10 protein-coding genes, 3 tRNA genes and 1 rRNA gene are annotated in these 14,969 nt (G+C 40.5%); all 14 read left to right on the top strand.

Going from position 1 to position 14,969, the window contains the following annotated elements; all coding sequences use genetic code 11:
* Window positions 1-195 precede the first annotated feature (195 nt).
* Window positions 196-843, top strand: a complete 648-nt coding sequence (locus BFS05_RS01865; RefSeq protein WP_103084366.1) for a carbonic anhydrase — start codon at window positions 196-198, stop codon at window positions 841-843.
* 88 nt (window positions 844-931) lie between these two features.
* Window positions 932-2,110: a permease gene (locus BFS05_RS01860; RefSeq protein WP_103084589.1), complete on the top strand. Its 1,179-nt coding sequence runs from the start codon at window positions 932-934 to the stop codon at window positions 2,108-2,110.
* Window positions 2,107-2,943 (top strand): TIGR03943 family putative permease subunit, encoded by an 837-nt coding sequence (locus BFS05_RS01855; protein WP_103084365.1) that lies wholly within the window; start codon window positions 2,107-2,109, stop codon window positions 2,941-2,943. The genes BFS05_RS01860 and BFS05_RS01855 overlap by 4 nt, the downstream gene beginning before the upstream one ends.
* Before the next feature lie 266 nt (window positions 2,944-3,209).
* Window positions 3,210-4,517, top strand: a complete 1,308-nt coding sequence (locus BFS05_RS01850) for a hemolysin family protein (protein ID WP_103084588.1) — start codon at window positions 3,210-3,212, stop codon at window positions 4,515-4,517.
* 45 nt (window positions 4,518-4,562) lie between these two features.
* Window positions 4,563-5,042: a Dps family protein gene (locus BFS05_RS01845; protein WP_103084364.1), complete on the top strand. Its 480-nt coding sequence runs from the start codon at window positions 4,563-4,565 to the stop codon at window positions 5,040-5,042.
* A 100-nt stretch (window positions 5,043-5,142) separates the two neighbouring features.
* A tRNA-Ile gene (locus BFS05_RS01840) sits at window positions 5,143-5,216 on the top strand.
* A 34-nt stretch (window positions 5,217-5,250) separates the two neighbouring features.
* Window positions 5,251-5,323 (top strand) — tRNA-Ala (locus BFS05_RS01835).
* A 351-nt stretch (window positions 5,324-5,674) separates the two neighbouring features.
* Window positions 5,675-7,909 carry a heavy metal translocating P-type ATPase gene (locus tag BFS05_RS01830; protein WP_103084363.1) on the top strand — a complete coding sequence of 745 codons (2,235 nt, stop codon included), beginning with the start codon at window positions 5,675-5,677 and terminating at the stop codon, window positions 7,907-7,909.
* Between the two features lie 326 nt (window positions 7,910-8,235).
* Complete coding sequence (locus BFS05_RS01825) at window positions 8,236-9,714, top strand: FAD-dependent oxidoreductase (protein WP_103084362.1); 1,479 nt, start codon at window positions 8,236-8,238, stop codon at window positions 9,712-9,714.
* Window positions 9,715-9,922: 208 nt separating this feature from the next.
* Complete coding sequence (locus BFS05_RS01820) at window positions 9,923-11,011, top strand: M48 family metalloprotease (protein ID WP_103084361.1); 1,089 nt, start codon at window positions 9,923-9,925, stop codon at window positions 11,009-11,011.
* Between the two features lie 153 nt (window positions 11,012-11,164).
* A tRNA-Gly gene (locus BFS05_RS01815) sits at window positions 11,165-11,238 on the top strand.
* 428 nt (window positions 11,239-11,666) lie between these two features.
* Window positions 11,667-12,479, top strand: coding sequence for a glucosamine-6-phosphate deaminase (gene nagB, locus BFS05_RS01810; RefSeq protein ID WP_103084360.1), 813 nt, complete (start codon window positions 11,667-11,669; stop codon window positions 12,477-12,479).
* A gap of 105 nt (window positions 12,480-12,584) precedes the next feature.
* Entirely contained in the window at window positions 12,585-13,859 is a 1,275-nt protein-coding gene (gene nagA / locus BFS05_RS01805) for an N-acetylglucosamine-6-phosphate deacetylase (protein ID WP_103084359.1), read from the top strand.
* A 580-nt stretch (window positions 13,860-14,439) separates the two neighbouring features.
* Window positions 14,440-14,969 (top strand): 16S ribosomal RNA (locus BFS05_RS01800); the annotation flags it as partial.

Here is a 14,969-nt window from a genome sequence, read left to right as displayed (position 1 = left end):
TTTTTTGGATTTCAAATTTTTGCTTTCAAATTGCAAATTGTAAGTTTTCAAATTCAAATTCAAATTGTATTTTCTTTAAAGTTGATTGATGTAATCTTTCTTTATTCGTATTGGTAAATATACAATGTACTTGTAATTCAAGTTCGAATTAGAGTTGTAATTCAAGTTCGAGAAAAAGTGACGAATGGGGTTGTAATGCAAGAAGTTGTCAATGATGATTCTACGTTAGCTACATCGGTTTTAAGCGCAATGCTTGCGGGTAATCGTCGTTTTGCAGAAGGTAAATCAGAGCATGCTGGAGTAGATGTTGAAACTCGTAAATCACTTATTGATGGTCAAAATCCTTCAGCGGTTGTTCTCTCGTGTGCTGATTCGCGAGTGGCTCCAGAATTTGTATTTGATGCCGGTTTGGGCGATATTTTCTCAGTTCGCAGTGCTGGGGAAGTTGTTGATGATGCGATTATTTCATCTTTGGAATATGCCGTTAGTGATTTGGGTGTGAAAGTTCTTGTTGTACTTGGCCATGAGCATTGCGGTGCTGTTAAAGCGGTTTTGCCGCAAGTTGAGAAGATGATGAGCGATTTGGATGAAGAGGATGATATTTATGATGTGCTTGAATCTTCAGACTCAATATTGCTTCGCGCTTTAGGTCCTGCTGCTGCAGCTGGAGTTGAAGAGTCTTTGGAAACTGACGATATTGAGCGTATTCATGTTGCTAATATGCTTATGGAGATATGTGATAAATCTGAAATTATTCGTGAAGCTGTAAATAACGATAAGCTTATGATTGTTGGAGCTAGATATCGCATGAGTGATGGATTAGTTGAAGTATTATCCTGCTAAATAAGTTGCTTTCGTATCAGATTTCGTATTAGATTTCGTATCAGTTTTTGTGTTAGGTTTGGCAACAGATTTTGTAAATGGTTTAGGTATGAAACAGGATTCGCAAAAAACGAGTTTACAAAAAACGAGTTTACAAAAAACAGGTTCCGCGCATTATTTATATGTGATTATTGGCATGCCTATTATTGCGATATTCATTGCTATGGCTCCAGCATTACAAGCGCGATTTCCTTGGTTTACTATAAGCACTACGATTCGCGGAATATCAGGCTTACTTTTACAAGCTGTCCCTTTTACTCTTATAGGAGTATTAGTTTCAGCTGCTGTTGAAACATTTGTCACAGCGCAATTTGTGGAAAAGCATATGCCTAAATCCACTTCTGACGGATTTTTAGTTGCAATCGCAGCCGGATTTTGTATGCCTGTTTGCGATTGTGTTATTGTTCCAACTTTTTCTCGTTTAATTGCAAAAAAGTTGCCTTTGCCTGCAGCTGTTACTTTTCTCTGCGCTGTGCCTGTTGTTAATCCGGTATCTGTTTTAGCTACCTGGTACGCGTTTTCTGATGCTCCTGCTGTTGTTGTTATTCGCGTTGCGTTAGGAATTGTAATTGCTCTTCTTGCTGGAATAAGTTTCGTGATTTTTCCACAAAAAAGCCAGATTCTTAAGCAGAATTTTATTTTAAGGCAGAATTTAGAAGGCGCTAGTGGCCTTTCGTGCGGTTGCAAGGATGCTTGTTCTCATAGTGAAGATACTTGTGATATCGAAAATAATTGCAATAGTGAAAATGCTTGCGATAGTAAAGATGCTTGCGAGAATTGCTCTGAGTCTTCTAAGCATTTATCATTCGGATTAAAGCTATTAGATTATTTCCATCATGTTTATGAAGATTTCGTTCATTTAATGCCGATTATTTTATTCGGAACAATAGTCGCCTCAGTAATAAGAGCTTGGCTTGGTAACGATCCTGCTTCTCGTTTAAATACGACATTCGTGCTCATATCTATACCAATGATGATGCTTATTGCCTACGCCAGCTCACTTTGTTCAAGCTCAGATGCTGTTATTGCGAGGAGTTTAGCAGCATCTTTGCCTATATCTTCTGTGATTGCTTTCTTGATTTTCGGACCAATGTTAGATATTAAAAACACTCTTATGCTTCTTTCAGATTGCAAAGCTAAGTTTGTTTTGCGCATCACTTTAACAATTACAGTATTATGCTTATTAGGTTCATTGCTTATTCACTTTGCATGGGGTGGAGCGATATGAATTCGATTTTTAAAACCGGGACGATTTTCAAAACCTGGACGAGAATTAGTAGGAATATAGGAATTCAATCTCATAAAAATCCTATATTTTCTAGGATTTTGCTCGCGGCATCTTTGTGCTTTCTTTCAGCTGTAATAGCATGGTCGGCTTTTAGTGGAAGTTACACTACGCTTACTACTCCGCGCGCTTTTATGTATTTGATACTCGCTTCGATAATGCTCGTATTATTAGCTTTTTGCGCTATTTTTGGCGTATGTAAAGTATCTCCAAGCGAATCTCTGCGCATATTGGTTGCAATACTTATTCCGGCTTTGCTTATTGTAATTCCGTTACAAAATCAAGATTCTATGAATTCTGGATTTGATAAATATGCTGGCGGTCGAGCTATAGCTATTAAAAGTTTTCAGAATTATAAAAATCCTCAGGGATTGGATTCTAAAAATCGCGTTATTACAATATCTGATGATGATTTTGGAACTTGGTATGACGAAATTGATCATAATTTGGAGCGCTATAAGGGCTATGAAGTAATAGTTAATGGTTTTATAAGTAAATCTAACTCTCTTACTTCTAAACAATTTTATGTAGCTCGCCATTTAATGTCTTGCTGTATTCTCGATATGTCTCCGTTTGGATTTGTCGGCGAACTTTCTGATGCTGCTTCGAGTAAAAAATATTCTTCGCAAATTAAAGAACATCAATGGGTGCGTGTGCATGCTCGAATTGACGTTGGTAAAATCGGTAAACAAGAAAATCAGCGTATGGGCGTGATTCTGAAAATTTACAAAATGTCTGAAGTTGATCCTCCTATCGGATATTTCTATAGGCCGTAATTTAGCTTTTAGTTTATTTAGTTTTAGTTTATTTAGCTTTATGTGATTTGCGTTTCGTCAGTATAATTAGAGTTTGTGATTCTGTGATTCTGTGAATTTAATTAGAACTTGTGAATTTAATTAGAAAATAGAACTTAGAAATTTAATTGGAATTTGTGAGCTTAATTAGAACTTGCGAATTGGAATTTAATTGGAATTTTGGAATTGTAAAATTAATTTTTCGTATGATTGTTGATATCGTAGCGAAGTCAACTAATATAGCAAGTATGTCGCTGGCTTTTAACATTGTGCTTATTGTAATTTTTCTGTTATGCGGTTCGATTTTTGCCGCTACAGAATTAGCTCTAGTCAATTTGCGCACTTCGCAAATTGATCGCATGGAGATGCAAGATGCGCGCGGTGCTCGTGTGGCACGTATTGCTCGCGATCCTAATACTTTTTTGTCTACTTTGCAGATTGGCGTAACTCTTTCTGGTTTTCTTTCAGCATCTTTTGGTGAATCGGCAATAGCGCCATATATTGTGCCTCAAGTTAAATCTTGGGGTGTTCCAGCGCATATTGCAGGTCCTTTGACAACTATTGTTTTAACGCTTGTAATATCTTATTTTTCTATTGTTATTTCTGAGCTTGTCCCTAAACGTATCGCTATGCAAAGATCTGAGCAAATTGCTCGCGCTGTTGTTCCTGCTATAGATATTGTTTCTTTAATCTGCAAGCCTATAATCTGGCTTATCGCTAAGAATACTAATGGTTTCGTAAGGCTTTTGGGATTTGATCCGAATGAGAAGGAAAGCGAAGTTTCTGACGAAGAATTGCGCGTACTCGTAAATACAAATAAGCGTTTAAGTCAGGATGAACGCACTATTTTGGATGATGTTTTTGACGCTTCGGAAACAATTGTTGCTGAGGTTATGCGTCCGCGCGCTGACGTTGAATTTTTAGAGGGTTCTTTAAGTCTTAAAGAGGCTGCTGAAAAAATTCGTGAGCTTCCGTATTCTCGTTATCCTGTAACAGGCAAAGATTTCGATGATGTTATTGGCTTTGTGCATGTTCGAGATTTGTTGGATGTGCGAGATCCTAATGCAAAAACTGTTGCAGACGTAACTCGCGAGGGTATTAGCTTGCCTGGAACTTCTAAGCTCTTGCCTAGCTTGTCTTTGTTGCGTAAGCGTGGAATACATTTAGCTGTTGTTATAGACGAATATGGTGGCACGGATGGCATTGTGACACTAGAGGATATGACGGAAGAGCTGGTTGGGGATATTCGTGATGAGTATGATTTGCCGCCGGAAACAAATCAGGGTCATGATAATAAAGCAACTGCTTTTGTTAATGGTGTTGCGACGATTGACGGTGGCATGACTATTGAAGATTTTGCGGATATAACTGGTATTGAGTTAGAGGATGGTCCGTATGAAACTGTTGCAGGCTACTTCTTAGCTCATACTGGCGCAATGGGTGAGGTCGGTGCTGTGTTACATGATGCGGACGGCTATGATATGACTGTTACTGAGGTGGAAGGAAGACGTATTGCTACGCTTGAGGTTCGTCGTAGAGCACAACTTGAGGCATAGCGGTAATATAAGAAACTGTACTAACAAAGATTACGGGAGGATAAAATGACTTTGTTGCACATGGTTCCAGGTCTTGACGAATCGGCTAGTGAGAAAGCTATAGCAATCTTACAAAATCGTTTAAGCCATGAGCAGGAAGCTGCTTTAGTACTTAAGCATGCTCATTGGAATGTGACTGGCTCTGATTTTATTGCGGTTCATGAAATGCTTGATCCTCAGGTTGCTGAAGTTTTAGCTCAAGCTGATGAGACTGCTGAGCGCATTGCTACTTTAGGTGGATCTCCACTTGGACGTGCAGATGACGTTATTTCTTCTCGTACGTGGAAGCGTTTTGCTTTAACTGGACGTAAGTCAACTAAGGAATATTTGCAAGCTTTAATTGAGTATTACAGCGATATGATTGCTGATGATCGTAAGGCTATTTCTGAGCTTGATGAATTGGATGTTATTAGCTCGAATATTATTCAGGATCATGTGCAAGGGCTTGAAAAGTTCCAGTGGTTTATGCGTAGCCACCTTGAGTAATAGATTGCGACACGCCAAGAAGTTTTAGAATAGTTAATATTATTTGACTTTTCTTTTTCCTGTGCTAATCTATCTACTTGTGTGTTTTCGAACATACAGCGGGCCCGTAGCTCAGGTGGTTAGAGCGCATCCCTGATAAGGATGAGGTCGGAGGTTCAAGTCCTCCCGGGCCCACGGAATTGAGTGAATATTTCATTCAATACCGAATGGGGCTATGGCGCAGCTGGTAGCGCATCTGCTTTGCAAGCAGAGGGTCAGGAGTTCGAGTCTCCTTAGCTCCACAAACAAAGTCCTGGTCGATTTTCGACTGGGATTTTTTGTTTTTTGTTTTTGTTTCTGTTTCTGGTTTTGTCGGTTTGCTAATTTGCTTTAGTTTACTGATTAATTTACTGATTAGTTTGCTGTTTGGTTTTGCTGGCTAGTTTATGAGAATGCTTCTCATCAAGGCCTATTGGTATGATTACTAAATATAAATAAATATAAATAAATACAAATATAAATTAAATATAAATCTTTACGCCGTGTATTGAGTGCAGCTAAATCAAATCTGCTCCCAATGGGTTAACAAGGCGTGAAATCGTGTGTTAGCAGCGTTTTAAGCGTAGTTAACCTGATCAGCGTAAGGAAAGTGTATGCGTAAACTTTTAGCATATTGCCGTCGTGCACCACAATTAACAGTCGTAATTCTTGCTTTTCCGTTTATTGCTGCTTTGTACTCGTATAATTTGCCTATATTAACTACTTTCTGTGAGCAAATTTCTAATTTTTCGCAACAAATCTTTGATTTCTTAAAAATTAATTGCAGTATTTTCATAAGCCTTAGTATCGGCAAAACTATTATTGCTATTCTCGTTTTATATACGAGCGTTATTTCTTTGCGTAATATGATTAAACATTTACTGCATGGAACTTTGGGCATTGATTTACTTGCTTTTGTTGCATTGCTTGCAACACTTTGTATTGGTGAGTTTTGGGCAAGCTATTTGATTGTAGTAATGGTTTTTACTGGGGATGCAATTGAAGATTTTGCTCATATGAAAGCACAGCGCAACTTGTCTCTTTTAGTAAGCGCATCTCCTCAAACCGCACATTTAATGACACTTCCTGGAATAGTGTGCGGTGAATCTTGTGAGCAATGTGCTCTGCTTGATCATAGTCATTTTAGAAAAGTAAGCAATGAATCTTCGATAGGGGCATTGCAAGAACCTAAAGATTTTACTAATTGTGAATCGTGTAAAAAATGTAACAATAACTCTAAAGAATGCCCAATATTGCAAGATGTAAAGTCTTCTAGCCAATTACAAAGATACAAAACAGTTCCTGTTGAAGATCTAAAAATCGGCAATGTAATAGTTGTGCTTCCTGGCGAAACAGTGCCAGTTGACGGTGAGCTTTTAAGCGGTTCTGCTGTTCTAGACACAAGCGCAATAAATGGCGAATCTGTGCCTAGAGAAGTGTTTGCAGGAGCTTCAGTGCTTTCAGGTTGCGTAAATGGCGGCGTTGTGTTGATTATGCGCGTAACTAAGTTATCTGAACACTCTCAATACCAAAAAATAATGCAGTTGGTTGAATCAGCTAGGTCTTCTAGGGCAGCTGTAGTTCGTTTTGCAGATATGCTATCTGTGCCGTTTACTGTGCTGTCTTTCTTAATCGCCGGTTTTGCTTGGGGCTTTTCTGGAGATGTTCTTAGATTTGCACAAGTGCTAGTCTTGGCAACTCCGTGTCCGTTGTTAATCGCAGTGCCAGTTGCGTGCATGGCTGGTACTGGGCGTTTAGCAAAGCTTGGAATTGTTGTAAAAAGTCAGGATGTGCTTGAGCAATTAAGCCGCGTAACAGACGTGTTTTTCGACAAAACTGGCACGTTGACGGTTAAACAGCCGCAAGTTGTGAACGTAGAAATAATTGATACTACGCAGAAAGCTGATCGTATTGTGATGCTCGCAGGCGTTCTAGAAACGTATTCTCAGCACATACTTGCAGGTGGTATTGCTAAAGCGGGTTCAGTTTTGTGGGATCGCACGCATCCATCTTCAACTCCGCAATTGCCTAGTGTTCGTGAGTATCCAGTAGTGCATAGCGTGAAAGAAACTGCTGGACAGGGTATTCAGGGCGTTGTAGACGGCGTTCTAGTGCGAGTTGGGCGTAGAAAGTATGTTACTGAGCAAACTGATATTAATAAACAGGGCATGAGTCAGATTGCGGATCAGCATACTGCTGTTAAATCTATGCCTGATGCGCTCGCTGCAGACGAAATGGCAACCTACGTTTCCTTTGACGGAGTGCTGGTTGGTCGGATTGTGTTAAAAGACGTGCCTCGCGATAACGCGAAATCAACTATTGACGCATTGCGTATGCTTGGTGCGCGCTCAATATCTATTCTTACCGGAGATAGTTTGCAAGCTGCAACAACAATTGGTAAAAGCGTTGGAATTGACACAATATATGCAGATTTGCTTCCGCAAGATAAATTAGCGCACGTAAAAAAAGAAATTTATGGCTCGTCTAAAAATAAGAAAAATTCAACTGTAACAATGATGGTTGGAGATGGTGTAAACGATGCTCCAGTTCTTGCCGCCTCCGATATTGGCGTAGCGGTAACGGATGGTACGGATACTGCAGCATCTGAATGCGCACAGGTAGTTATTATGAACAACGATATTTCTTCTGTTGCAAGCGCAATAAGAGTAGCAAAGCATACTAAACGCGTTATGGTTCAGTCAGTATTGATGGGCATTGGATTGGCAATTATAAGTATGCTCTTTGCGGCCTTTGGGTTTATTCCAGCTGTTATTGGCGCAATGATGCAAGAAGCAATTGATGTTGTTGCTATTATGTGGGCTTTAACAGCATTGCGCGAACGCAGGTGAATCAAGATTTTTTGGCAATATTTTTTACGATATTCATTACGGCACCTTTAACAATATTCGTTTGAGCATTTTATCTATTTAAGTGTTTTATTGTTTGAGCATGTTGTAAGACGAAGTAATGCGCTAGTCTAATTATGAAAGCATACGAGTTAGCTTCAGACGGTAATGGCTCAAGCTTGTACGTGACTTATTTTGGCGAAGAATTACATATAAATGCTTTACAGTTACGTTGCTGAGTGATTGAGGCAACCTATGCTTGTAGGCCGCGCGAAATAGCGCGAAAACGGTGAAAAGTGCCGTAGATAAAGCTCAATATGGGGATAATAATGGAAAAAAATAACTTAAACGAAAATGTTTCACGCGAAACATCTCAGCTGCGCATTGCTGTAATAGGTGCAGGTCCTGCTGGAGTGTATTCTTCGGATATTTTCTTACGCCAGCTTTCTAAGCGTGGAGAAGAATTGGGATTAGGTAATAGCGCTCGCATTGATCTTTTTGAAAAATTGCCAGTGCCTTTCGGATTAGTGCGTTACGGAGTGGCTCCGGATCATCCAAGTATCAAATTTATTGCGGATGCGCTTGAGAAAACTCTTGATAATCCAAATATTCATTTGTATGCAAATGTTGAATTTGGCAAAGATATAAATATTGAAGAAATGTTACAGCGCTATGATGAAGTTCTTTTTGCGACTGGAGCTATAGCGGATCGTCCACTTAAAGGTGTGCCTGGTGTTGATTTATCTGGAGTATATGGTGCCGCAAAATTTGTGGAATGGTACGACGGATATCCAACTAGCAATCGAGAATGGCCACTTGAAGCTAAAGAAGTAGCTGTTATTGGCGGCGGAAACGTTGCAATGGATGTTGCTCGCGAGCTTTTACGAGATCCTGATTATTTGCGCGCTAATACGGATATTCCAGATGATGTGTATGAGGGATTGCAAAAAAATCAAACTCAAACCTTGCATTTATTTATTCGTCGTGGAGTTGCACAAGCAAAATTCTCTGTTCAAGAATTGCGTGAAATGGAAAAATTGCAGGGTGTGCAAATAATTATTAACGAAGACGATTTCGAGCTAGATGATGAGACTATTGAAGTAGCTGGTAATGATAAGCTAACTCGTCAAATGGTTGAGGAGCTTTTCGCTATTCGCGATATGGCTGAAGATATGGAAGATGGCGGAAACGTTGATTTTGAGGGAAATCCAGCCAACAAACGTTATATTATCCACTTCAACTGCGCGCCGGTAGAAATTCTTGGAGAAGATGGGCATGTGAAAGCAATACGAGTTGAGCGAACTGTAACAAGCGCGGATGGCACAATGACTCGTACTGGAGAGTTCGAGGAGTATGCCGTTCAAGCTGTATATCACGCGATTGGGTATCATCCTGCAGAAGTTGCAGGTATTGCTTACGACGAAAAGCGTACTTTGCTTGCAAATATTGATGGTCGCTTAGTGACGTCTGTAGAAAATGGCGAAATTCGTGATAGATTGTATGCAACTGGCTGGGCTAAGCGTGGGCCGGTAGGATTAATCGGCTCTACAAAATCTGATGCTCTTTTGATTGTTAATAATATGCTTGAGGATTTATCTAAGGCTGGCAATGCTGGGCGAATCGCACCTGATCGCGATGAAAAATCTATAGATAAATTATTAGCAGAAAAAGGCATTAAACCAATTGATTACGCTGGTTGGAAGCGAGTTGACTCTTATGAGCGTGAGCTTGGAGCCAATGAGCAGAGAACTCGAAAGAAAGTTGTTTCAGCTGAAGATTTATGCGCTGCTGCTTTAGGAAATAATTAATCTTAGGTATCGTTGGATTTTTCAGATTATCGAATCTTGGATTACCAGATTTTGGATTATTTGAATCTTTTAGATTGTAGGATTTTTTAGAATATTGCCGGGATTTTTCAGATTATTGCTGGGATTTCTCGGCATTCCCAGATTTTTCTAAAGTAATATTCAGTTTATGTTATGTAGAATTCAAGTAGTGTAAGTTAAAATAATAATTATGTTTAGCAATGAAGGTAAGAAATATCGCAATATCATGAGGGTTGCATTGCTTTTCGCAATTATGTGGATCCCTCTAATTGTGTTGTGGATTATTTTAGGTTCAAAGTTAGAGTTTCTAATTTGGTTCATACTTATTGGCATTGCTATTAATTTTGCTTCGTATTGGCTGTCTGAAAAAGTTGTTATCGCAATAATGAATGCGCGTGAAGTAACTGAAGAAGAAGAGCCTGTGCTTTATTCGGTAGTTAGAGAGATATCGGCGCGCTTAGAAAAACCAATGCCAGCTATATATGTTGCGCCTTATTCTAGCCCTAATTCGTTTGCGACAGGTCGTAGCGAGCGTCATGCTGTGCTGTGTTGCACTCGTGGTCTTTTGAATATTTTGAATGAGCGAGAATTGCATAGCGTAGTTTCGCATGAGTTGATGCACGTATACAATAATGATATTTTTGTATCTGCTCTAGCATCTTTTATGGCTGCGATTGTTTCTTATTTCGGATATTGGCTTATGTACGTAGGGGAAACGCACGCGCGGATTTACAAAAATCGTTGGGATAAACGAGATAGTTCTCGTGGGGATAATTCTAGTGGGGATAGTTCTAGTCTGAGTAGCTCTAGCGTGGATAATTCCGATTCTGATTCTTCCGATGCTGGAGTTGTTAAATCCAATTCAGATAAACAAAAGTCAAAAACAGCGGAGAAGTTACGAGATATTTTGAAATTCCACGCTTTCGGCATTGTTACGATTATTGGTAAATGTTTAAGTTGCGTGTTTGGTTCGCTTGGCGCTTTATTTATAAAATTAGTATTATCTAAAAATCGCGAATTTAGTGCTGATGAAGATGCAAGTAAACTTATGGGTGATCCGTCTGCGCTCGCGTCTGCTTTGAATAAAATTGCGTATGTTTCTGAATTGCATAAGATGGATTTTGGCGCAGGCTCGCATATTATGGCTTCAATTATGATTATTGACCCGTATGAAAAGCGTTCTACTATGTTTTCTCGTTTCTTTTCCGTTCATACTTCATCAGATGATCGAATTGAAAAGTTGATGCATATGGAAAATGAGCTTCATTTAAGTGTTTGATATTAAGTCGCGTCTCGCTTTGTACTGATGTTTTTGGACGGATTTTGGACGTATTTTGGCGGATTTTTAAATAAAAACTTGCCGCAATAATAAATGGTGCATGATGCATGATATTGTTAAATGGTTTGCTTGAGCTTGCTTGAGTGTTTATGTGCGGATGTAGTTCATCGGTAGAATGGAAGCTTCCCAAGCTTCAGAGGCGGGTTCGACTCCCGTCATCCGCTCCATGTAGAAAACGTTGGTATATCAATGTTTTTGGCTTGTTTTTACGCCTTAAAAATAGGTTAAATATGCAAATAATGTGCAAGATTCTGTGATTTTGTTTTTCTTTATGCTGATATAACGATTAGATGCCGCATATTTTGGTACGTTGCGCTTAAGTTGTATTAAAAGTTCTACTTGTTACTTGAAATTTTTGTATTGTTTTGTATTTTTTTGCATTGTTAAAGTCTGTGTTTTGGTGTATTTTTAATTGTAAAGAAAGTAAACAAAATAATAGTCAAGATAATTTGCTTTCTTTATAAAATGTGAATTATCGCTAGTAATGCGTTAAGCGTTTTTGTACGAAGACTGTACAAAAGGAGCACAAAGACTGTACTTGCGCAATATGTGCGAGTTGCGCAAATCTTGTATCTGCGCTTTGAAGGAGGCAATGATGGCTGAAGTAATTATCGTGAAAAATCAAGATGAAGCTGGAGAGCTGTACGCTAAAAGTGTTGTTTCGCTTATCGAACGCAAACCTAATGCTGTACTTGGATTGGCAACTGGGTCTAGCCCATTGAAAGCATATGAACATTTGGCAAATCTGGTTAAAGCTGAAAATGTTGATGTGAGTAAGGTTCAAGGATTCGCTCTTGACGAATATATAGGTTTGCCTCTTGAACATGAGCAGTCGTATCACAGTACAATTCGAAGAACAGTTACAGATTTAATTGGATTAAATCCTGATTTAGTGCATGTTCCAGGTGATGTGCTTAATGGCGCTCCGCTTAGTGCTGGCGAAAAGATTGCGCGAGCTGGTGTAGAATATGATGCCGCTATTGAAGCAGCTGGCGGTATTGATGTGCAAATTCTTGGTATTGGTTCGGATGGTCATGTTGGTTTTAATGAGCCAGGTTCGTCGTTGGCTTCTGGAACTCGCGTTAAGACTTTAACAGAGCAAACTCGCGTTGATAATTGCCGCTTCTTTGATGGCGATATGAGTAAAGTTCCTACTCATTGCATTACTCAAGGTATTGGTACGATTCTTCGCGCTCGCCATCTTGTGCTTCTTGCTTTTGGCGAAAATAAGGCAGATGCGGTGGCTGCCACTCTTGAAGGTGGCGTTAGTTCGTTATGCCCTGCTTCAGCGCTTCAAATGCATCCTCACGCTACTGTGATTGTTGATGAAGCTGCAGCAAGTCATCTTAAATTGGTTGATTATTATAAATTTGTGTATGCAAATAAGCCTTCATGGCAAGGAATCTGATAATAATCTAACAATCTAACAACCTAATATTTAACTTGATGTTCTAAAATTTAATAATTAAATAATTTGATAATTTAATAAGTTAATAAGTGCTAGGTGAGTGAAATGTCAAAAAATACTTATGCTGAAGCTGCACAGAAGATTGATGATTTATTCGCATCGCGTGAAAATCGTACATATATAATAAAGAATGCAACTCGCGTGGATGCTCGCGGCATCGTGCCTAATGCGTGGATTGTTGTCGTAGATGGTGTAATTCAGCAAACAGGTTTTCGAGACACGGATCTCACCTCTTTTATTTCCTCTAGCGGGCTGGAAAGCAAAGTTAGTTCTACGAAATCTATTTCTGTTATTAATGCAAATCGTGATTTTCTAACGCCTGGTTATATAGATGTTCATGCTCACGGCGCTTGGGAACATTCGTTTGATGACGGCATTGATGGAATTCGTGTTGCTAGAGCTTACCATCTGTTACATGGAACTACTCGCCAAGTTTTGAGTTTGATTACTAATCCTTTAGATGTTATGCAAGAAAATTTGCGAAACGTAAAGCAAGCTATGAGTAATCGCCCAGATATACTTGGTTCACATTTGGAAGGGCCATTTTTGGCTTTGTCTCGTAAAGGCGCGCATGATCCTAAATGTCTTGTAGATCCTACTCCTGAACACGTAGAAGGCTTATTAGAGGCTGCTGATGGGTCTTTGCGACAAATTACCCTTGCTCCCGAAAGGCAGCATGGCATTGAGGCTATTAAGCGTTTTGTGGCGGCTGGAGTGATTCCTGCTGTTGGGCATTGTGATGCAGATTATGATTTGGCGCGCGAGGCTTTTAATAATGGTGCTACTTTGATGACCCATGTATTTAATGCTATGAATGGGATTCATCACCGTGAGCCTGGGCCGATTCCTGCAGCTTTAGAAGATAGTAGAGTCACTATTGAGTTAATTAACGATGGTTTCCATGTTGATAATCCTGTATTAAGGATGATTATTGGCGCTGCTCGTCATCGTATTGCTTTCGTAACAGATGCTATGGCTGCTACGGGTTGTGCTGATGGCGCATATAAGTTGGGCGCTTTGGATGTGACTGTGAAAGATGGGCATGCTCGTTTGGTTTCTAACGGAGCTATTGCTGGTTCCACTCTTATATTAGAGGTGGCTGTTATGCGTGCGGTTAGAGAACTTGGAGTTGGATTGCCTGAGGCGATTGAGGCAGCAACGCTTACGCCAGCGAAGGCGTTTGGATTTGATAAGTCGAATGCTGTTACTGGTAATCCATTGGGATTAGTTGAAAAAGGATATTGCGCGGATGTGCTTTTGCTGGATGCGGGCGATTTGGCAGTTAAGCATGTTTGGTGTGCTGGGCGTGCGATTAGTTAGGTGTGGATGTGCTTTTGCTGTTCTGTGTGCTGGGCTGTGCGCTTTGCGCTGGGCGCTGGATGCGGGCGATTAGTTATTAGTTATTAGATATTAGATATTGTGAGTTTGTGGTTAGTGATTAGTTAGTTTGTGGTTGTTGAAGTGCGTGTCGCGTAATTTTGTGGCGCAAGTCGGTTTGAGTCGGTTTGAGGCTGATTGATTGCGGGCTTGAGTCGGTTTGATTGCGGTTTTTCGACACGCCGGTGTTTTGGCTTGTTTTCAATGGTTTTGGGGTTGTTTTACTGGTTGGGTTTGCATTTAATCTTGGTTTGGTGTAAGTTTATCTCTTGCTGCTCAGCGCGGCTGGTTCTCCTCGGTTGGGGTTGTGGCCGGCTGGTGTGGTGGTGGTTTGAGAACTCAAAAGCGTGTCTGTACTACTTATTTAGTTAATTATTGCCAGTTCATTGTCAGCCTTGCAGGTTGCAGGGTGCCTGAGAAATGGTTAAATGATGGTGAGGTTTTGTGGGATGTTTTTTCCTTAAAGAATATCTCGTCTTTTTCTTATTTTTTTGGAGCCTATTTTGGCTCTTCATTGAATTTTTTCGTGGAGGGTTCGATTCTGGCTCAGGATGAACGCTGGCGGCGTGCTTAACACATGCAAGTCGAACGGGATCTGACCAGCTTGCTGGTTGGTGAGAGTGGCGAACGGGTGAGTAATGCGTGACCAACCTACCCCATGCTCCAGAATAGCTCCTGGAAACGGGTGGTAATGCTGGATGCTCCAACTTGACGCATGTTTTGTTGGGAAAGTGTTTAGCGGCATGGGATGGGGTCGCGTCCTATCAGCTTGTAGGCGGGGTAACGGCCCACCTAGGCTTCGACGGGTAGCCGGCCTGAGAGGGCGGACGGCCACATTGGGACTGAGATACGGCCCAGACTCCTACGGGAGGCAGCAGTGGGGAATATTGCGCAATGGGGGAAACCCTGACGCAGCGACGCCGCGTGCGGGATGAAGGCCTTCGGGTTGTAAACCGCTTTTGATTGGGAGCAAGCTTTCGGGTGAGTGTACCTTTCGAATAAGCGCCGGCTAACTACGTGCCAGCAGCCGCGGTAATACGTAGGGCGCAAGCG

It is taken from the genome of Gardnerella coleohominis (assembly GCF_002896555.1).
GTDB classification, from domain to species: domain Bacteria; phylum Actinomycetota; class Actinomycetes; order Actinomycetales; family Bifidobacteriaceae; genus Bifidobacterium; species Bifidobacterium vaginale_F.
Note: the sequence above shows the minus strand (reverse complement) of the source record. Positions and strands in the feature narration are given on the sequence as shown.

Bases quoted from the DNA above. Each gene is read 5' to 3' on its own strand.
- BFS05_RS01865 (WP_103084366.1), top strand. From the start codon at position 196: ATGCAAGAAGTTGTCAATGATGATTCTACGTTAGCTACATCGGTTTTA.
- BFS05_RS01860 (WP_103084589.1), top strand. From the start codon at position 932: ATGAAACAGGATTCGCAAAAAACGAGTTTACAAAAAACGAGTTTACAA.
- BFS05_RS01855 (WP_103084365.1), top strand. From the start codon at position 2,107: ATGAATTCGATTTTTAAAACCGGGACGATTTTCAAAACCTGGACGAGA.
- BFS05_RS01850 (WP_103084588.1), top strand. From the start codon at position 3,210: ATGTCGCTGGCTTTTAACATTGTGCTTATTGTAATTTTTCTGTTATGC.
- BFS05_RS01845 (WP_103084364.1), top strand. From the start codon at position 4,563: ATGACTTTGTTGCACATGGTTCCAGGTCTTGACGAATCGGCTAGTGAG.
- BFS05_RS01830 (WP_103084363.1), top strand. From the start codon at position 5,675: ATGCGTAAACTTTTAGCATATTGCCGTCGTGCACCACAATTAACAGTC.
- BFS05_RS01825 (WP_103084362.1), top strand. From the start codon at position 8,236: ATGGAAAAAAATAACTTAAACGAAAATGTTTCACGCGAAACATCTCAG.
- BFS05_RS01820 (WP_103084361.1), top strand. From the start codon at position 9,923: ATGTTTAGCAATGAAGGTAAGAAATATCGCAATATCATGAGGGTTGCA.
- nagB (WP_103084360.1), top strand. From the start codon at position 11,667: ATGGCTGAAGTAATTATCGTGAAAAATCAAGATGAAGCTGGAGAGCTG.
- nagA (WP_103084359.1), top strand. From the start codon at position 12,585: ATGTCAAAAAATACTTATGCTGAAGCTGCACAGAAGATTGATGATTTA.